The 18,508-nt window shown below is 60.6% G+C and carries 20 protein-coding genes and 1 tRNA gene; 19 read left to right on the top strand and 2 right to left on the bottom strand.

Translation table 11 applies throughout. The features are described from left to right. Window positions 1-50: 50 nt before the first annotated feature. A complete protein-coding gene (locus ACCQ08_RS13880; protein WP_373450143.1) occupies window positions 51-1,112 on the bottom strand; it encodes an aldo/keto reductase in 1,062 nt (353 codons plus the stop codon). Between the two features lie 893 nt (window positions 1,113-2,005). On the opposite strand from ACCQ08_RS13880, the gene ACCQ08_RS13875 reads away from it, so the two are divergent. The 18 genes from ACCQ08_RS13875 to ACCQ08_RS13790 all read left to right on the top strand — a co-directional run bounded on the left by ACCQ08_RS13875 (window position 2,006) and on the right by ACCQ08_RS13790 (window position 17,102). Beyond that, a complete protein-coding gene (locus tag ACCQ08_RS13875) occupies window positions 2,006-2,677 on the top strand; it encodes a CoA pyrophosphatase (RefSeq protein WP_373450142.1) in 672 nt (223 codons plus the stop codon). A gap of 147 nt (window positions 2,678-2,824) precedes the next feature. After that, window positions 2,825-3,929 (top strand): peptide chain release factor 2 gene (prfB, locus tag ACCQ08_RS13870; protein WP_239812294.1). Its coding sequence is split into 2 segments (ribosomal slippage): window positions 2,825-2,905 and window positions 2,907-3,929, totalling 1,104 coding nucleotides; the frame shifts between segments, so codons are not numbered across the junction. A gap of 115 nt (window positions 3,930-4,044) precedes the next feature. Then, window positions 4,045-4,716, top strand: coding sequence for an HAD family phosphatase (locus ACCQ08_RS13865; protein WP_239812295.1), 672 nt, complete (start codon window positions 4,045-4,047; stop codon window positions 4,714-4,716). Beyond that, the gene (gene pepN / locus ACCQ08_RS13860) at window positions 4,706-7,432 is read left to right on the top strand and encodes an aminopeptidase N (RefSeq protein ID WP_373450141.1); all 2,727 of its coding nucleotides are present in this window, start codon (window positions 4,706-4,708) and stop codon (window positions 7,430-7,432) included. Before ACCQ08_RS13865 ends, pepN begins: the two co-directional genes overlap by 11 nt. Continuing rightward, window positions 7,432-8,532 carry a tetratricopeptide repeat protein gene (locus tag ACCQ08_RS13855; RefSeq protein ID WP_373450140.1) on the top strand — a complete coding sequence of 367 codons (1,101 nt, stop codon included), beginning with the start codon at window positions 7,432-7,434 and terminating at the stop codon, window positions 8,530-8,532. Before pepN ends, ACCQ08_RS13855 begins: the two co-directional genes overlap by 1 nt. A gap of 38 nt (window positions 8,533-8,570) precedes the next feature. Then, the gene (locus ACCQ08_RS13850) at window positions 8,571-9,578 is read left to right on the top strand and encodes a class 1 fructose-bisphosphatase (RefSeq protein WP_339537857.1); all 1,008 of its coding nucleotides are present in this window, start codon (window positions 8,571-8,573) and stop codon (window positions 9,576-9,578) included. Window positions 9,579-9,631: 53 nt separating this feature from the next. Then, window positions 9,632-9,707 (top strand) — tRNA-Thr (locus tag ACCQ08_RS13845). Between the two features lie 168 nt (window positions 9,708-9,875). Beyond that, the gene (locus tag ACCQ08_RS13840; RefSeq protein ID WP_373450139.1) at window positions 9,876-11,111 is read left to right on the top strand and encodes a tyrosine-type recombinase/integrase; all 1,236 of its coding nucleotides are present in this window, start codon (window positions 9,876-9,878) and stop codon (window positions 11,109-11,111) included. Window positions 11,112-11,893: 782 nt separating this feature from the next. Further along, window positions 11,894-12,097, top strand: a complete 204-nt coding sequence (locus tag ACCQ08_RS13835; protein ID WP_373450138.1) for a helix-turn-helix transcriptional regulator — start codon at window positions 11,894-11,896, stop codon at window positions 12,095-12,097. Between the two features lie 284 nt (window positions 12,098-12,381). Next, complete coding sequence (locus ACCQ08_RS13830) at window positions 12,382-12,597, top strand: hypothetical protein (protein ID WP_373450137.1); 216 nt, start codon at window positions 12,382-12,384, stop codon at window positions 12,595-12,597. A gap of 3 nt (window positions 12,598-12,600) precedes the next feature. Further along, window positions 12,601-13,023: a hypothetical protein gene (locus ACCQ08_RS13825; RefSeq protein WP_373450136.1), complete on the top strand. Its 423-nt coding sequence runs from the start codon at window positions 12,601-12,603 to the stop codon at window positions 13,021-13,023. Then, window positions 13,020-13,568, top strand: coding sequence for a DUF3102 domain-containing protein (locus ACCQ08_RS13820; RefSeq protein ID WP_373450135.1), 549 nt, complete (start codon window positions 13,020-13,022; stop codon window positions 13,566-13,568). The genes ACCQ08_RS13825 and ACCQ08_RS13820 overlap by 4 nt, the downstream gene beginning before the upstream one ends. Beyond that, window positions 13,558-14,016 (top strand): hypothetical protein, encoded by a 459-nt coding sequence (locus tag ACCQ08_RS13815; protein WP_373450134.1) that lies wholly within the window; start codon window positions 13,558-13,560, stop codon window positions 14,014-14,016. The genes ACCQ08_RS13820 and ACCQ08_RS13815 overlap by 11 nt, the downstream gene beginning before the upstream one ends. Beyond that, window positions 14,013-15,308 carry an AAA family ATPase gene (locus ACCQ08_RS13810; RefSeq protein WP_373450133.1) on the top strand — a complete coding sequence of 432 codons (1,296 nt, stop codon included), beginning with the start codon at window positions 14,013-14,015 and terminating at the stop codon, window positions 15,306-15,308. The genes ACCQ08_RS13815 and ACCQ08_RS13810 overlap by 4 nt, the downstream gene beginning before the upstream one ends. Then, window positions 15,308-15,646: a hypothetical protein gene (locus ACCQ08_RS13805; RefSeq protein WP_373450132.1), complete on the top strand. Its 339-nt coding sequence runs from the start codon at window positions 15,308-15,310 to the stop codon at window positions 15,644-15,646. Before ACCQ08_RS13810 ends, ACCQ08_RS13805 begins: the two co-directional genes overlap by 1 nt. A 90-nt stretch (window positions 15,647-15,736) precedes the next feature. Further along, the gene (locus tag ACCQ08_RS13800; RefSeq protein ID WP_373450131.1) at window positions 15,737-16,465 is read left to right on the top strand and encodes a hypothetical protein; all 729 of its coding nucleotides are present in this window, start codon (window positions 15,737-15,739) and stop codon (window positions 16,463-16,465) included. A gap of 20 nt (window positions 16,466-16,485) precedes the next feature. Beyond that, a complete protein-coding gene (locus ACCQ08_RS13795) occupies window positions 16,486-16,770 on the top strand; it encodes a hypothetical protein (protein ID WP_373450130.1) in 285 nt (94 codons plus the stop codon). Between the two features lie 41 nt (window positions 16,771-16,811). Further along, window positions 16,812-17,102, top strand: a complete 291-nt coding sequence (locus ACCQ08_RS13790; RefSeq protein ID WP_373450129.1) for a hypothetical protein — start codon at window positions 16,812-16,814, stop codon at window positions 17,100-17,102. A 64-nt stretch (window positions 17,103-17,166) separates the two neighbouring features. Here ACCQ08_RS13790 and ACCQ08_RS13785 read toward each other — a convergent pair whose 3' ends face one another. Further along, window positions 17,167-17,640: a hypothetical protein gene (locus ACCQ08_RS13785; RefSeq protein WP_373450128.1), complete on the bottom strand. Its 474-nt coding sequence runs from the start codon at window positions 17,638-17,640 to the stop codon at window positions 17,167-17,169. Window positions 17,641-17,932: 292 nt separating this feature from the next. Between ACCQ08_RS13785 and ACCQ08_RS13780 the strand changes: the two genes are divergently transcribed. Then, window positions 17,933-18,451, top strand: a complete 519-nt coding sequence (locus ACCQ08_RS13780; protein ID WP_373450127.1) for a hypothetical protein — start codon at window positions 17,933-17,935, stop codon at window positions 18,449-18,451. The last annotated feature ends 57 nt before the right edge of the window (window positions 18,452-18,508 follow it).

Here is an 18,508-nt window from a genome sequence, read left to right as displayed (position 1 = left end):
GGTCACTGCCGTCACCAGTCCGTCAATCGCCCGGTAACGGACGGCGAAGCTTATTGCGCCGGATCGCCCAGCGCCCAGCGCAGTGCGTCAATCTCTTGCAGCAAGGCCTCGGACAATTGCGTGCCCCAGACATTGAGGTCTTCGTCCAGCTGCTCCATCGTGCGTACACCAATGATGGTGCTGGCCACCTGCCATTTGCTGTAGCAAAACGCCAGCGCCAACGCGGTGGGGGTCAGGCCATGGTCGCGCGCCAGCTGGTTGTAGCGCCTGGCCGCGTCCAGCGCCTCAGGGCGGCCCCAGCGCTGCTTGCGCACCGATTCATAGCTGGCAATGCGTGCGCCCTGCGGCGCCTGCGGGCCGGTGATGCCGCTGTCGTCGTACTTGCCCGTCAGCAGGCCAAAGGCCAGCGGCGAATACGCCAGCAGCGACACGCCCAGGCGGTCGCAGGTCTCATCCAGGCCGTTTTCCCAGATGCGGTTGATCAGGCAGTACGGGTTTTGCACGCTGGCCACGCGCGGCAGGCCATGCTGCTCGGCCAGGCGCACAAACTCGTGCACGCCGTAAGGCGTTTCGTTGGACAGACCAATGTGGCGGATCTTGCCCGCCTTGACCAGCCCGGCCAGCGCATGCAGCTGTTCGCCAATCGTCGTCTCGCTGGTTTCCTTTTTCGGGTCGTAGTACAGATTGCCGAAGGCCGGCACATGGCGCTCGGGCCAGTGGATCTGGTAGAGGTCAATCACATCGGTCTGCAGGCGGCGCAGGCTGGCGTCGCAGGAGGCCACGATGTCGGCCGCCGTCATGCCCTTGCCCTCACGCACCCAAGGCATGCCGCGCGATGGGCCGGCCACCTTGCTGGCCAGCACTACCTTGTCGCGCAGCCCCGGGTTGGCCTTGAACCAGTTGCCGATGATGGTCTCGGTGGCGCCATAGGTTTCGGCGCGGGCGGGCACCGAATACATCTCCGCCGTGTCCCAGAAATACACGCCGCGCTCCAGCGAGTGGCTGAGCATCGCATGGGCATCACTCTCGCTGACTTGCTCGCCAAACGTCATCGTGCCCAGGCAAATGGGCGAAACCTTCAAATCACTGCGGCCAAGGAGGATGTCTTGCATAAGAAAAATTCGGCGAAGTCGGTCAAAAAAACCAAGTGTAAAAGCATTTTTTGACACCTTGCTGGCCATGGCCACGATCTGAGACTGCCCTTGGGCCCGCGACCGCTGACGACACCCACACCATGCAGCGCCTTGCAACCGCCCCTACCGTTGTCAAGTGCCATTCAGCCGTCTTTTGATCTACATCAGTCACCAAACGCCCGTAAGTTCCATCGAAGCTTGATCTTTTACTATTTATAAAAAACTATCGAAACCATTGCTTCATTCAATACAGATACCGAGACAGCCCCATGATGTTCCAGCCGCCCAATCACCACAGCCACCCTCCGCCATTCCCCCGCCCGGACAAGCCGCGCGAGCCTAGGCCACAAATCGGCAAGACCCTGCCCACGCGGTGCACCGAGGTCCACTGCTCGCAGTGCGCTGACCATGGCAGGCAAGCACGGGCCTTCAGCGGCATGGGGCCGGGGCATCCCGGCAAAGATCCATTCACTGCGCAACCATCCCTCCAGGGCATCGTCCATTGCATGCTCTGCGATACCAGCGGACACGCCCATGGCACCGTCCGGCTCATTTTCGAACCGCAAGGCCCCCTCCACTTCCGGCCAGGCCAGACACTGCGGGTGCTGCTGCCGGGGGGGTGTGGCCCCGAGATTCTGATTACCTCTCCCCCCGGCAATGCCAGCGTCATGCACGGCAAGCTGCTGCTGGCACAGGGCGAACCGCTGCCGGCACAGTTTGGCCCTGATGCAGCTTTTGGCTGGATGTTCCAGGTCTGCCTGCGCCACAAGACCCGCCCCAATTGATGCGGCCCCACCAGCCGCCACGGCAACGGCCACTGTCTCGCCGGCGCCCACTGCCCGGCTGGGCCGCTTCTACAATGCAGCAGCCCTATGACCCACCCCATACCTCTGAGCGACGCACTGCGATCGCGCATCCACCACAGCCTGCAGCATTTTGAGGTGCAGCGCATAGGCGGCAGCGACCAGGCGCAGGCAGCGGTCGCGCTGGTGCTGCTGGACGAAGGCCCAGGCACCGGGCTCGAAGGCATGCAGCGGCCCGCCCAGTGGAGCAATGAGGCTGCGTTGCTGCTGACCCGCCGCGCCTTGCACTTGCGCAACCACCCTGGCCAATGGGCACTGCCCGGAGGCCGCATCGAAGCCGGCGAGACGGCCGAGCAAGCCGCGTTGCGCGAGTTGCATGAAGAAGCAGGCCTGCTGCTGCCGCCCAGCCAGGTGCTCGGGTGCCTCGATGATTACGCCACGCGTTCGGGCTTTGTCATCACACCGGTGGTGGTGTGGGCCGGCGCCACCGCCCAGCTGCAGCCCAACCCCGATGAAGTGGCCAGTGTGCACCGCATCCCGCTGGCCGAGCTGCTGCGCAGCGATGCGCCCATGCTGGAGCCGACCGATGCCTCGCCGCACCCGGTATTGCGCATGCCGATGGGCAAGAGCTGGGTGGCCGCGCCCACGGCCGCATTCTTGTACCAGTTTCGTGAGGTGTGCCTGCGCGGCCAGCCCACCCGGGTGGCGCATTTTGACCAGCCCCGGTTTGCCTGGAAGTGAGCCCCGCCACGACCGCCGCCGCAAACGCCGCGCAGCGGGAGCAAAAACATTATTTATCAAGCATATGCCCTAAAGCACCACTGGCCGGCCAAGCCCTGCCAGCATGCGACAATAGCAGGCTAGACCGCAATAATAGGACACAGTGACATGGAAGCAGAACGCATCAACCAAATCGGCAACACCCTCGAAGACCTGTCCAGCCGGACAGAAGAGCTTCGGAGGTATCTTTGACTACGATGCAAAGTACGAACGACTGCGCACGGTAAACGCCTCGCTGGAAGACCCCAGCGTCTGGAACGACCCCAAGAAGGCCCAGGAGCTGGGCAAGGAAAAGAAGGCCCTCGACTCCGTCGTGCTGACCTTGCAGAAGCTGACCAGCGAGCTGGCGGACAATACCGAGCTCTTCGAGATGAGCAAGGAAGAAGGCGATGACGCCGGGCTGGAAACCATCGAAGCCGAGGCTGCCAAGCTGCGCCCGCTGATCGAGGAGCTCGAGTTCCGCCGCATGTTCCGCAACGAGGCCGACCCGCTCAACTGCTTTATCGACATCCAGGCCGGCGCCGGTGGCACCGAGGCTTGTGACTGGGCCAGCATGCTGCTGCGCCAGTACCTCAAGTACGCCGAGCGTAAGGGCTTCAAGGCCACCGTCGAAGAAGAAACCCCGGGCGACGTCGCCGGCATCAAGAGCGCCACGATCAAGGTCGAGGGCGAGTACGCCTTTGGCCTGCTGCGCACCGAAACCGGTGTGCACCGCCTGGTGCGCAAGAGCCCGTTTGATTCGTCGGGCGGCCGCCACACCAGCTTCTCGTCGCTGTTCGTCTACCCCGAGATTGATGACTCCATCGAGATCAACATCAACCCCTCGGATGTGCGTACCGACACCTACCGTGCCTCCGGCGCGGGTGGTCAGCACATCAACAAGACCGACTCGGCCGTGCGCCTGACCCACATCCCGACCGGCATCGTCGTGCAGTGCCAGGATGGCCGTAGCCAGCACAGCAACCGCGATGTGGCCTGGCAGCGCCTGCGCTCCAAGCTGTATGACTTTGAAATGCGCAAGCGCATGGAAGAGCAGCAAAAGCTGGAAGACACCAAGACCGATGTGGGCTGGGGCCACCAGATCCGCAGCTACGTGCTGGACAACAGCCGTATCAAGGACCTGCGCACCAACGTCGAAGTCTCCGCCACCCAAAAGGTGCTGGACGGCGACCTGGACGTGTTCATCGAAGCCTCGCTCAAGCAAGGCGTTTAAAAAACCTGTGGCCCACCTTATGCAGCGCGCCCTCCCTGCCGCGCATGCGGTGTGCCACAGCCCCTCTATCGATCGGCTGGGGCTCCCAACCGATACGGACCTGAAGACAAGCCCAATGCCCGCGATCGAAGCGCTGATTTTTGACATGGACGGCACCATGGTCCACTCGATGCCCTGGCACACGCAGGCCTGGGTGGAGTACGCACGCCGCCACGCCATGGATCTGGATGTGCCCGCCTTCATGGCGCAGACCACTGGCAAGAACGCCTTTGAATGCGCCTGCGCGCTGATGGGCCGCACGGTGAGCGCCGAAGAGAGCGAGCGCATCACCGCAGAGAAGGAAGGCATTTACCGCGAGCTGTTTGCCGCCCACTTCTGCGCGGTCGATGGCTTTGCGCGCTTTCATGCCCAGGCGCGAGACATGGGCCTCAAAGTGGCCATTGGCACCGCAGGCGACCAGGACAATGTACGCTTTGTGCTGGACAACTTGCAGATGCAGCCCCCGGCCCAGGCCATTGCACGTGGCGACGAGGGCCTGCCCGGCAAGCCCCACCCCGATATTTTTCTGAAGGCGGCCGAACGCCTGGCGATAGACCCGGCCGCCTGCATCGTGTTTGAAGATGCGCCGCACGGCATTGAAGCGGCGCGGCGCGCCGGCATGCGTGCGGTGGGCATTGGCACCACGCACGATGCACAGCAACTCAGCGGCCCCCATGTATTGGCATGGGCGCCCGATTTCTCGACCCTGCTCAACAACCAATTTTTGGAGAAGCTCCATGATGCGTGAAGGACAAGCACACACCGTGTACCGCGCCGACTACCAGGCCCCGGCATGGTGGATTGATACGGTCGATCTGACTTTTGACCTGGACCCGGCCAAGACGCGCGTGCTCAACAAGATGCGCATTCGCCGCAACCCCGATGTGCCAGCGCAGCCGCTGCACCTCAATGGCGACGAGCTGAACCTGGCCCGCGTGATGGTCAATGGCGCGGCCTCCTCGTTCAAGATGGACGGCTCGGACCTGGTGCTGGAGAACCTGCCCGAGGGCAGTGACCCGGTGGACCTGGAGATCTTCACCACCTGCATGCCCGAGAAGAACACCAAGCTGATGGGCTTGTACACCAGCAATGGCTCGTTCTTCACGCAGTGCGAGGCCGAAGGCTTTCGCCGCATCACCTATTTTCTGGACCGTCCCGATGTGATGGCGATGTATACCGTGACCTTGCGCGCCAGCAAGGCCCAGTTCCCGGTGCTGCTGTCCAACGGCAACCTGGTCGAGCAAGGCGATTTGCCCGACGGCCGCCACTTTGCCAAGTGGGTCGATCCGCACAAAAAGCCCTGCTACCTGTTTGCGCTGGTGGCCGGCAACCTCGTCGCCCGCGAGCAGAAGATCAAGAGCCGCGCCGGCAATGAACACCTGCTGCAGGTCTTTGTGCGCCCCGGCGACCTGGAGAAGACCGAGCACGCGATGAACTCGCTGATGGCCTCGATCGCCTGGGACGAAGCCCGCTTTGGCCTGAGCCTGGATCTGGACCGCTTCATGATCGTCGCCACCAGCGACTTCAACATGGGCGCGATGGAGAACAAGGGCCTGAACATCTTCAACACCAAGTACGTGCTGGCCAGCCAGGCCACCGCGACCGATGCCGACTACGCCAATATCGAGTCGGTGGTGGGCCACGAGTACTTCCACAACTGGACGGGTGACCGCGTCACCTGCCGCGACTGGTTCCAGCTCTCGCTCAAGGAAGGCCTGACTGTCTTCCGCGACCAGGAGTTCAGCATGGACATGGCTGGCAGCGCCTCGGCCCGCGCCGTCAAGCGCATCGACGATGTACGCGTGCTGCGCACTGTGCAGTTCCCCGAGGACGCAGGCCCCATGGCCCACCCTGTGCGCCCGGACAGCTACCTCGAAATCAACAACTTCTACACCGTCACCATTTACGAGAAAGGCTCGGAAGTGGTGCGCATGCAGTCCACCCTGGTGGGCCGCGAAGGCTTTGCCAAGGGCATGAAGCTCTACTTCGAGCGCCATGACGGCCAGGCCGTGACCTGCGACGACTTTGCCCAGGCCATTGCCGATGCCAACCCCGGCTCACCACTGGCCCAGCACCTGCCGCAGTTCAAGCGCTGGTACAGCCAGTCGGGCACGCCCCGCGTGGCCGCGCAAGGTGTGTACGACGCAGAAGCGCAGACCTACACCCTGACGCTAACCCAGTCCTGCCCGCCCACCCCGGGCCAGCCTGGCAAGGAGCCGTTTGTGATCCCCGTCACGCTGGGCCTGCTGGCAGCCGATGGCCGCAGCCTGCCGCTGAACATCCGCCCCAGCCAGGCGCTCAGCAGCATCGCCCACAGCGCCACCAACCACACCGTGGTGCTGACCGAGGAATCGCACACCATCGTCTTTGACGGTGTCGAGCAAGCCCCTGCCCCATCGCTGCTGCGCAACTTCAGCGCCCCCGTGGTGCTGCAGATCGAAGAGAGCGATGACGCGCTACTGCACCTGCTGGCCCACGACGAAGACGCCTTCAACCGCTGGGAAGCCGGCCAACGCCTGGGCCTGCGCTTTGCGCTGCAAGCCATTGCCGCACGCAGCGCCGCTGGTGCCGATGCCGCTGCACCGCAAGCCAAGCTGCTGCCCGCATCGTTTGTGCAGGCCATGCGCGACGTGCTGCGAGATCCGCAGCTCGACGCCGCCTTCAAGGACCTGGCACTGACCCTGCCCTCCGAAGGCTATATCAGCGAACAGCTCGACCAGGTCGACCCGCAGACCGTGCACGCGGTGCGCGAAGCCATGCGCCAGCAACTGGCCACCGAGCTGGCTGCCGACTGGGCCTGGGCCTACGACGAATGCAGCCACACCGGCGCCTATGTGCCCGACGCAGTGAGCGCCGGCAAGCGCGCACTGGCCGGCCATGCGCTGTTGATGCTCTGCGTGGCTGCGCGCGAATCGGGCGACAAGGTCTGGCCTGGCAAGACCCTGCAGCGCTACAAGGACGCAGGCAACATGACCGACCGCTACAACGCCTTGAGCGCGCTGGTGGTGAGCGGCAGCCCGCTGGCTGAGTCTGCCATCCAGAGCTTCCACCAGATGTTCAAGAACGACGAGCTGGTGCTGGACAAGTGGTTTGCGCTGCAAGCCAGCGCACCGGACCAGAACGGCAGCGCCCTGCCCGCCGTGCGCGCGCTGATGAAACAGCCCGACTTCAACATCAAGAACCCCAACCGCGCCCGCAGCGTGATCTTCAGCTACTGCAACGGCAACCCCGGTGGCTTCCACCGCGCCGATGGTGCTGGCTACGCGTTCTGGGCCGAGCAGGTGGTGGCGCTGGACGCCTTCAACCCGCAAGTCGCTGCCCGCCTGGCCCGCGCGCTGGACCGCTGGAAGAAGCTGCCCGAGCCCTACCGCAGCGCAGCAGGCGACGCGATTGCCAAGGTCGCCGCCAAGCCCAAGCTCAGCAACGATGTGCGCGAAGTGATCACGCGCGCAATGGCGGACTGATGCGCCAAGGCATGCGCCAACAGCTGCTGGCCCAGGGCATCGCTGCCCTGGCCAGCCTGGCTGCAGCCATGCCTTTGCTGGCTACCGCACAAACCGGCGGCAACGCCAATGCGGTAGCCACATCCCCGGCCGAAGCTGCGCTGCCCACTACGGGCAACAACAATTTTGAAAAACGCTTTGCACCGCTTTACGCAGCGGTGTTTACCGAAGGCGGGCGCTTCAGCGGCAGCGCGATGAGCGCCGATTTGCAAGCGCTCGAACCTATACTCAAGCGCACCAAGGCGCCGGCGCTGGATTTTTTCCGGCTGTACTACACCCAGGCCACCCTGTTCAGCCGCCGTGGCATGCCGTCTGAGGCGGGCCTGGCAGCGCAGAAGGCCATCACGGCCATGCCCAAGCCCAGCGATCCGCAATGGGCCTACCCGCATCTGGAGCTGAGCATTGCCAGCGTCCGCTGGTTGGCAGAAGGCGGGCGCTATGAGGCGGCGCTGAAACAGGTGCAGACCCTGGCCGTGCGCTACCCGCTGCAACAGGTGGCCCAGCTGCCCACGCAGATGCGCTGGGACAACAGCACCCCCACCCCGCAGGCTGCCGACTTCCCCACGCAGCTGCAGGTGCTGGGCATCTACGAAGACCTGGGCTATGTGCTGCACGAGCAAGGCCAGTACCGCCAGGCACTGCAAGCCAACCAGCGGCTGCTGCCCGTGGCGCGCGAGCGCCTGCAAGCGATGGGCGAGACCCCGCGCCTGCGCGGCCTGCTGGCCAACCTGGCGCAGAACAGCTACATGCTCGGCCAGGTGGATGCCGCCCGCAACTACCTGCAAGAGCGCCTGCAGATCGCCCTAGGCGCAGGCGACCACGCCACCGTGTACGACAGCTACTTTCAGCTGATGGTGCTGGCCCACGAACAAAATGACCCGCAGCAAGCGCGGCAGTGGCTCAGCACCTATGAGCAATATGCCCGCGCCCAGGGGCACAGCGACCAACTGGCCCGCGCCCAACAGCTGCGCGATGAGCTGAACGGCCGCGAAGCAGCGCCCCCGCCGCAACAGCCGGCCCAACCGCCCGCCCCACAGCCAGCGCGCCAGCCCAAGCGCTGAGCCCACCCAGATTGACCAAGTTTGAAGGAGTTCCACCCATGAAGAAAAACATCACCCTCAGCCGCTACCTTGTCGAGCAGCAACGCGTAGACGGCCTCATCCCCGCCCAGCTGCGCCTGCTGATCGAAGTGGTGGCCCGCGCCTGCAAGCGCATCAGCCACAGCGTCAACAAAGGCGCGCTGGGCGATGTGCTGGGCACCGCCGGCAGCGAGAACGTGCAAGGCGAAGTGCAGAAGAAGCTGGACATCATCGCCAACGAAGTGCTGATCGAAGCCAATGAATGGGGTGGCCACCTGGCCGCCATGGCCTCCGAAGAGATGGACAGCATCTACCTGGTGCCCAACCGCTACCCGCAGGGTGAATACCTGCTGATGTTCGACCCGCTCGACGGCTCGTCCAACATCGACGTGAACGTGTCCATCGGCACCATTTTCAGCGTGCTCAAAAAGCCCGAAGGCCACCCTGGCGTGACCGAAGACGACTTCCTGCAGGCAGGCGCCCAGCAAGTGGCCGCCGGCTACTGCGTCTACGGACCACAAACCACGCTGGTGCTGACCTTTGGTGACGGTGTGGCCATGTTCACGCTGGACCGCGAGCAAGGCAGCTTTGTGCTGACCCAGGAGAACGTGCGCATCCCCGAAGACACCAAGGAATTCGCGATCAACATGAGCAACATGCGCCACTGGGATGAACCGGTCAAGCGCTATGTGGACGAATGCCTGGCCGGTGTGGAAGGCCCCCGCAACAAGGACTTCAACATGCGCTGGATCGCCTCGATGGTCGCCGACGTGCACCGCATCCTCACCCGTGGCGGCGTCTTCATGTACCCCTGGGACAAGCGCGAACCCAACAAACCCGGCAAGCTGCGCCTGATGTACGAAGCCAACCCCATGAGCTGGCTGGTAGAGCAAGCCGGCGGCGCCGCCACCAACGGCCGCGAACGCATCCTCGACATCAAGCCGACCAAGCTGCACGAGCGCGTCAGCGTGGTCCTGGGCTCGAAGAACGAGGTCGAGCGCATCACCCGCTACCACACGGAAGCATAAATTCCGCAATTTGGTCTGAGAGCCAAAATTTCACGCTATAATTTCTCTCTAACGCCGGTGTAGCTCAGTCGGTAGAGCAGCTCATTCGTAATGAGAAGGTCGGGTGTTCGATTCATCTCTCCGGCACCAAAACGATAAACCCACATGCCCACGCATGTGGGTTTTTTCATTTCCAAACAACAACTTAGCTATAGAAACACGCCCGCCAACGCCCACAAAAGCGCCTGCATAGCGCTTGTCTTCTTGTATCCCTCCGTGTATCCTCTAAAAATCTTCTAACAAAAAGGGATACAAGCCATGAAGCGATCAGAGATCAAGCGCCGCCCGCTGGCTGATACCGTGGTTGATGCCCTGGAGGCTGAGAAATCAGACTACCGAGAACTACATGCAGATGGGGTTTACCTACGCGTGAGGTCGAATGGCGGCAAGGATTGGCAGCTCCGCTACAAGAAGCCCGATGGCAAATGGGCATGGCTCGGTCTTGGCGGTTACGGCAAAGGCGCACATCACCTCACAGGCCAGCAGGCCCGCCAAAAGGCTGCAGAACTTACTCAGAAGGCGCGAGACGATGGCACCTCCCTATCCATAGCCAAGAAGGCGGCGGAGGGCATTGTGGACGCCTCCGACACGCTGGCCGGCCTAGTCGCAAGCTGGATTGAAACGAAGCGCAGCAAGTGGACGCCAGACAACTTCACCCGGACACGGGGCATGCTGGATCGCCACGTCATTCCCACAATGGGGCAGCGCGCTTACCGCGATATTCAACCCGATGAATGGTTTGCACTATTCAAGCGCATGGAGGGCTTGGGCATCCTTGAATCGCTGAGCAAGATACGCTCTTACTGCAAAGATGCATACACCTTTGCGCAGATACAGGGCTGGATCAAATACAACCCTATCGAGGGGCAGCACAAGTTCCTGGCGTCTGGCCAGAGTGAGAACTACCCGCATGTTTCGCCGGAAGAAACTCCCCAGCTCATCCGGGATATCCGCAGCCACGGGGCGCGGCATATTTCCATTGGGCTTCAACTGATGATGCTACTGGCCGTGCGTCCTGGTGAGCTGCGTCAGGCTCGGTGGGATGACTTCGATCTTGACGCGGGCCTGTGGACTATCGCAGCTGACAGCAAGAAAGAGCGCCGGGACTTCATACTCCCCCTCCCCTGCCAAGCTGTCCGTCTGCTGCTGGAGCTGCGAACCTATAGCACTGGCGTTCCCTGGTTGTTCCCTGGGCGAGACGATCCGATCAACACCCCGGCCAGCAACATGACTTTTAACCAGGCGCTGAACCGCATGGGCTACAAAGATAGGCAGACCCCCCACGGCATGCGCCATCTGTTCTCTACGGCAGCTAATGAGGCCGGGAAGGAATATCGGATCGTGGACAGTGCCCTTGCGCACAAGGTGATGGGCACCGAAGGCGTTTACAACAAGGCCCAGTACCTAAACCAGCGCCGTGAGCTAATGCAGTGGTGGGCTGACCAGATCGACCTGCTGGCCGTTAGCGGCCTAGCCAAAGTTCAGACGGCATAAGTTTTTGCTGGCCCTAGCACGACGGTGCGAAAACCTGTTTCCCTGACAGGCTGGGCTGGCAATCTAATTCAGGGGCTTTGGGGGGAAGTATTGATATTGCAAGACAGCTTGCACGCCGCCGTGAAAACCATCATGGCGAGCGTGCCTACGATACGGCTATCCACAGACCAAGAGGAAGCGGTACACGACGATCTGCAACTCAGCGATATTGAAGCGCAGGGATGGGAAGTCAGGTACACACTGCGAGCCTTATCTGCCCTACTGGATGCGCCTAAAAACGGGAGCGATCTTGATGCTGATGCAGTGGCTAAGTGCGTTGTTTACTTGGCGCAACTGGCGACACAGGTAGCTCATTTGCGGGAGCTGATAGCGACGGGGAAGGCCAGAATAGAGCAGCATCGAGCCTTGGTGCGCAATGCTGCCAAAAGCCGAGCCAGCGGTCAGCGCGGAGACTTTCTCACTCCGATTATTGCCAGAGCTGTGGCACAACATGGCGACGATGGTGCGCTAGTGTTCATGGCCTTACGCCAGATGGCCCAAGAGAGCCCGCCGCGCCCGCCATTCTTCGGAGTGAGTACCGAAGGCTTGCAGTGGATGGATGCTAATGATGAGCCCCAGATCCTGAGTCTGAGGGCCCTACGCGAGAGGCTAAGGCGGGCACGCTAAGACACGGCAAGACACGCCAGAACACGACAAGGCATGCGAGAGCACGGCAAATAGCCAGCGCAGCGTGCTCGCAGCACATTGGAGTCATGTACTACTACGCATAAGGAAGCGTACACATGGCCCTGCTCCGCAAAACCACCGCTGCAAAGGTTCTCGACCTGAGCAAGAGCGGTCTCGAAAAGCTGGTCAACTCTGATCCCGGCTTCCCCCGTCCGATCAAGCTGGGCGAAAACCGCCAGAGCGCGGTGTTCTTTGACGAGGGCGAAATCAACGCCTGGATCGACGCCAAGAAGGCCCAGCGCCTGGAGGTGGCAGCTTGAATACCGCTTGCACTTTCCCCAGCTCGGGCTATACTGGCAACGTCACGCCAGTAAAGCGTGATCGGGCCTGGACTCCCGTGCTTACACACTCTGCGACGAAAGCCGCAGCTCCCGCAATGGAATGCGGCTTTGTCATTCGCGCCCCTTTTATGGTGGCTCGACAGGCAGGCGCAAGCCTGGCCGGTTCTCGCAAGAGTGTGTCCGGTAGTCCAACCTGTCGAGCTACCGCCCTGATTGGACTCAGTGCGGTGGTTTCAGCTAACCACACACTCTTGGAGGCCATCATGGCTCAATCCACCGCCGCGCAAATCTGCGCATCGCCCACCACGGGCACCCCTGACCCTATCCAACTGCACACGCTGGCGCTCAATAGCCTGAGCCGCTGCAAGTCGATGCTGCTCGCTAACGAGCCGATGTACCTGTTCGCCCAGAATTTCCTGGCCGAAGCCCAGCAGGCTATCGCAGCCCTGAGCGCCCTCGATCAGAAGCTGGAGGGCTAACCCATGTCTACCAAGAAAAACGCTGCCAAAACGGCAGTGGAAGCTGCTGCATTGCCGACTGTTGGACAAATTCAGGTTTTGGCTTGCCGCCTGATGGAAGACTGCCTGGTCCGCGCCGGCGAACATTTCCTGGGTAGCGGCAACTGGCCGGAAGATCAGCGCGATTCAATAAACGCCGCTGAGCTGGCACTGGATAGCGTCAAGTGGCTTGCTGCCCGATTGCCGCTCGATTTTGATGAGTTCACCTATCTGCATTGCCGGATTCAATCCACCATCTCCCTTGCCGCAGCAGCATTTCCGGACAAGAACACGCCCACCTGGCGGTGGCTGCGCTCTGCTGAATCCGGCTTCACCGATGCGCTCTTTGCAATGGAGATTGCAGAGCAGGCAGAAGGTCAGGCCTCGAAGAACGGAGGTGCGGCATGAGCAACATCATTCCAACGCTGGCCCAGGCCATCAATGAGAAGGTGGCAGAGGCAGAGAACAAAGCACGCGGAGCAATGCAGTGCGCGCTTGAGGCTGGGGCGCTACTGGTGAAGGCAAAGGAGCAGGTTCCCCACGGACAGTGGGAGAGCTGGCTTGCGGATAACTGTGCTGTAGCGCCGCGCACGGCCCGCAGCTATATGAAGCTGGCAACTGCATTCCCCGCACTGCCAGAAGCAGAACGGCAACGCGTTGCCGATTTGCCCCTGCGCGAAGCCGTCAAGGCCATCGCTACCGATCCGACTGCACCAGCACGTCCAAAGCCTATTGGGTTTATCCAAAACCCAGGCACCCGGAATCGCGCCGAGGAAACACTCCAGAAGGCTGCAAGGGTTGCTAAGGATGCTGCCAAGTTCGTGCGCATCGGCATGACGATTAACTCCGCTAAGGCGGCAACGTTGAAGAACTCCTTGCTCGCGGCGCTCAAGGAAATAGAGAAGCTGCAAGCCGAAGATATTGAAGTGAAAGGTGGCGCTGATGGCAATTGACCAATCCCGCAAACCTGACCCCCAAAGCTACTACGAGGCCGAAGGCTTGAAGCTGAGCAAGGGCAAGAAGTGGGTCAGTACGGCCTGCGCATTCCACGGCGGCAGCGACAGCATGCGGATCAATCTGCACAGCGGTGCATTCGTCTGCATGGCCGGTTGTGGTGCCCGAGGTGGCGATACCGTGGCCTATCACATGGCAGCCTATGGAATGGGGTTCGTAGACGCAGCAAAGGCGCTGGGATGCTGGATCGAGGATGGATCCCCCGCACCAACAAAACCAACGCCTTTTACCGCCCGCCAAGCCTTGGACGTTTTGGCGGTCGAGAGCAATTTGATTGCGATTGCAGCCGCAAATATAGCGCATGGAGTGGTCTTGTCGCAAGACGACCGACAGCGTGTGCTGCTGGCTGCAAACCGCATTCATCAGGTCGGGGAGGTATTCGCATGACCAATCAAAAATTGGCCTTTGAGGCCGTAGACGCCAGCATGGCCGAGGCGCTGGCCTACCGCCCACCAATGCGTGAACGCACGTTTCCGCCCATGGAGGATGACCAACACCAAGCCCAGGTAGACAAGCCCGCATGCCGTGTGATTCTGCAGCGTGGCACAGACCTGCACCCCGAGCCGATCCGCTGGCTGTGGCAGCACTGGCTGGCGCTGGGAAAGCTGCATATCCTGGCCGGTGCGCCTGGTCAGGGCAAAACCACCTTGGCGCTGACCATGGCCGCGACCGTGACCATTGGCGGTCGCTGGCCAGATGGAACCCGGGTAGAGAAAGGCAACGTCCTGATCTGGAGCGGAGAGGACGATCCGGCAGACACCCTACTCCCCCGCCTGCTGGCCGCTGGTGCTGACCGTGACCGCTGCTACTTCATTCAGGGTGCTCAGGGCGTGGATGGAAAGATGCAGCCATTCGACCCTGCCCGCGACCTGGACGGACTGCGCCAGGCCATCGCAGAGATCGGCGGCATGCGCCTGCTGATTGTTGATCCGGTAGTTTCGGCAGTGACTGGCGACAGTCACAAAAATACTGAGGTTCGCCGAGCTTTGCAGCCGCTGGTCGATCTCGGTGCGGAATGCGGCTGTGCTGTGCTGGGTATCAGCCACTTCTCTAAGGGTGGGCAAGGCTCAGACCCGGCGCAGCGCGTGGTGGGCTCTGTGGCCTTTACCGCTGTGGCTCGTGTCGTGCTGGTGGCTGCCAAGGTCAAGAGCATGGAGACCGGAGAGGACGCCCGCATTCTGGCGCGGGCCAAGTCCAACATCGGCCCAGACGATGGCGGCTTTGAATACGCGCTGGAGCAGGTCGAGCCAATCCCAGGCATTCAGGCATCGCGTATTGGGTGGGGAAAGGCGGTGGACGGCACTGCCCGTGATCTGCTGACCGATCCAGACGATGACGGCAGCGCAGAGGACAGCAACGACATTTGCGAGATGCTGAGAGCATGCTTGACCGCTGACTGCTGGACACCCGCCGATGAAGCACAGCGAAGTGTTCTGAAAGCTGGTTTCAGCAAAAAGCAAGTCTGGACGGCGAGCAAGAAACTCGGAGTGATCCGCAAGAAAGGGGAAAACGGGGCGCGTGACGGCTGGTACTGGCGACTGCCCCAAGATTCCAGTTCTGACGAAGATTCCGCCCAAGATTCCAAGATTCCCAACTTTCAAAACGTGGAATCTTGGAATCTTGGCAAGGAATCTTCTCCAAATGATCCGGGTGAAAAGACCGAGAAGGAGAAATTCTGATGACCGCAGAAACCATCCTTTTTGAGCTTCTGGAATGCGGTATTACTCCCAGCGTCACGCCAGACGGCGATGGCATCGAGGTTGAGGCGGGCTTGCTCAACGATGCCCAGCGGGCGGCAATCCGGGCTAACAAATACGAACTGATTGCCTGCATCCAGGACGCTGCCCGGATCACTTCGCAGCTGATGAACGCGGCGATACGCGCATGTGACTATTGGGGTGATTCACCTCAGGCCAGGGAGCAGATGCGCCAAGACATTCTGAACAGTAGGCCAGAGCACCGCCAGGAGCTGCTGCGCATGTTCAAGACGGATTACCCGCCAGGAGGCCGTCAGTGATGCAGCAGATCGAATTGCACGCGCTACAGGGGCGCGACACCGCACTTCACGGAACTACCCATAAACACACTATTTTTGAAAGTTAAAACTATGTCCAATCTGACCACTATCCGCATCGATGGTCGCATCAAAGCAATCTGGCCCACCGGCGTAGACACCAACGCGTCCCCGTTTGTCAGTCGCGCATGGAGGGCAATTGACCCCGAAGCCGTCGCAAGCGCCACCGGCCTGGTAAATCGCTTTGTCGGCCAGCGTGACACGGTAAACAGTGATCGTGAGCTTAGTCATGAGGGTAAGCGCAACCGCATCAAGCAGGCGGCATCCAACGCCCTGAGCAATCTCAAGACCACCGCCGAGGCCGTTCTCAAGATGGAGAGCGAATTCAACGCCAGCACCAGCGGCCTGGTGAAGATTCCAGACCAGACGCCAGCCGATGCTGTGATTGATCTGGAGATCGCCCGGATGTACCGCGAGAACCCACCTATTACGACCATGGTATCCATGGGGTGGAGTGACCGCGCCAAGCAAGCGCTGGTACGCCTGCCCAAAGAATTGACCGGGATGGACGACAAGACCTTTGAGACAGTCCGCATGAGTCTGGCTGACCCGGCGACGGCCTCTGTGTACGCCACCGACGCCCTGGCCATCGCGGCAGCGCGGCAGTCGGTACAAGGTGCCATCAATTCGCTGCAACAAGAAGCCCAGGAGCCTATCTCCGAACTGGTGCGCATGTTCGGCAGCGGCTGGAAAATCCCCGGAGTGGCCGACACGCTCGCAAAGGCAATGGCCGACCGACAGGCCGACCAACCGGCTGAATAAGTAGGAAAGGAGCCTTGTAGATGGCCCAAAAAGACGATGCAGGAGAGCTGATAGTCGTTGATGGCGTTGAGATTCTGGAGGCTCCTACCCCCCGTCTGCGCATACCACTGCGCACGGCAGACGATGTATCGCGTGAACTGGCCCGGCTGTATCGACAGATGAAGTCCGGCCAGATACCGACACAAGACGGCAGCCGACTGGCCTACGTCCTCAACCTACTGAGGACGGCCATCGAGACGGGGGAGTTGGAGAAACGGATCAACCAACTTGAGCAGCAGGCTCATGACATGAGGGGGAGCCGATGAGTCTCGGGAACCGAATCAAGAGGCTGGAAATGGTGATGGGCTTGGAGGACTTGGACTCACTGCCCAGAGTCATCATCATCAGCGTGATGGGTGTCAAAGGCGCTGGCGGGCGTGAAGAGCGCGACGAGAGCGACTGCATAGGCATCATGGACTATGGCAACGCCGCTAAGAAAATCACCCGTCACCCTGGGGAGTCAATAGAGAGCCTGGACAACCGCTTGGAGCAGCTACTTCCCCGAGACGGTATGCGGGTGCCTGCATGGGTGCGCGTCTATCAGGACGACAACCCGGAGCGCATGGAGACCTTCATGCAGGCTGACGAAATAGCATAGCCTCATCCCACCGACAACAAGCCCCGTATGGTTCGCCCAGCGGGGCTTGTTTAATGTGGGAACGCTAAGGTGTTACATCAAGGTCTGTAAAAGTCACGGTAGATGGCGAATTCGTTTGACTGTGGTGGATCTCAATCGTGGTGCCCGTGTCAAACCAAACGCCTCTGTTGTCGCGAATGTACAAACTGGAACTGTCGGCTACTGATATGGGAGATCTTCTGTCTTCAACATTTCCCAGTGAGTCAATTTTGTCCGACCAAGTGACCAGAATCTCTCGCCCTGACGGATCACGAACTATCACCTTCCGGATGACTGCTTTGCGATGACCGAGGTTTGCCATTCCAATGTGGATGACCGCTCGCCGGTGATCAGGCAGAGAGACTGAGTCAGGATTAAGCGCCTGGCCGAACTCCATTTTCTCGTCAAGTAGCAATCTCTTTTCTATTCCTTTGGCTTGGCGGTAGCTACATGCCGAGACCCACAGCGATCCCCCAGCAAACACTGCAGCAACGATTGCTCCCCAATCAGATGGCGTCATCTTGCCCCTCCTGTAAAGTAGCTGAATTCTATTTCCTATAGCAAGTTAGAGCCTGCACTGCCCAAGAGTTGCCCACACCGATTCACGTGGGCACCCATATCGGCCATGATGGCAAAGCGAGCATCACTTTGAGCGACCGACCTAGCCAGTGTCCCGGACAAAGGGGTGTCACTTGGGGCAGGCCCAAACTGGGGTTCTCGGGGCTAGTGGTGCTGGCTCACTAAGGGCCGGAGCCACGAACACGGGTATGCGGTTCGATATGATGCGCTCCTGAGTACATTCAGGGAATCGTATGTTGGATGCAATTAGTTGCTGGCGCGTAGATTGGTCGGCTATTGGTGCGGTGGCCACGGCTGCTGCTGTGGGCGCGTCACTATGGATATCTGGAAGCGAACACAGGCGGCGAAAAAAATATGCTCGATTCCTACTAGCCAAGGATTGCGGATCACTCCGAGCTCTTGTGCTTGAGCTAAGGGAGTACGCCACATTCCTCGACTATTATTTTGCGGGCGAAGATGTGTCATGGAATGAAGATGAACGACATTCCAAGTTGATCGAAAAACGCATCAGCCAATTGCAATACTTTGGCCATAGCGAACAGCTCTTTTCCTACCAAGACGATGGAAAGGCATTTGACAATCTAAGCAGAGCAGTTGGATCCGCCTCTAGTGTCTTAGAGTCTGCGATCCGGGTGTGGAGACTTGAGGAACAAGTAGATCATGCCGATGCTGTTGTAGCCTTCATCCGTGAAGTGGCAAAAGATCTGGAAGATGCGCTGAATGCCTACCCCGTCGGTGAACCGGCCGCTTAAATGTGCATACACATCTCGGATGTGGTAGTTGCTTAAAAAATGATCAAAAAACGATTG

This window comes from Comamonas sp. SY3 (assembly GCF_041730275.1).
Lineage (GTDB): Bacteria > Pseudomonadota > Gammaproteobacteria > Burkholderiales > Burkholderiaceae_C > Comamonas > Comamonas sediminis.
Note: the sequence above shows the minus strand (reverse complement) of the source record. Positions and strands in the feature narration are given on the sequence as shown.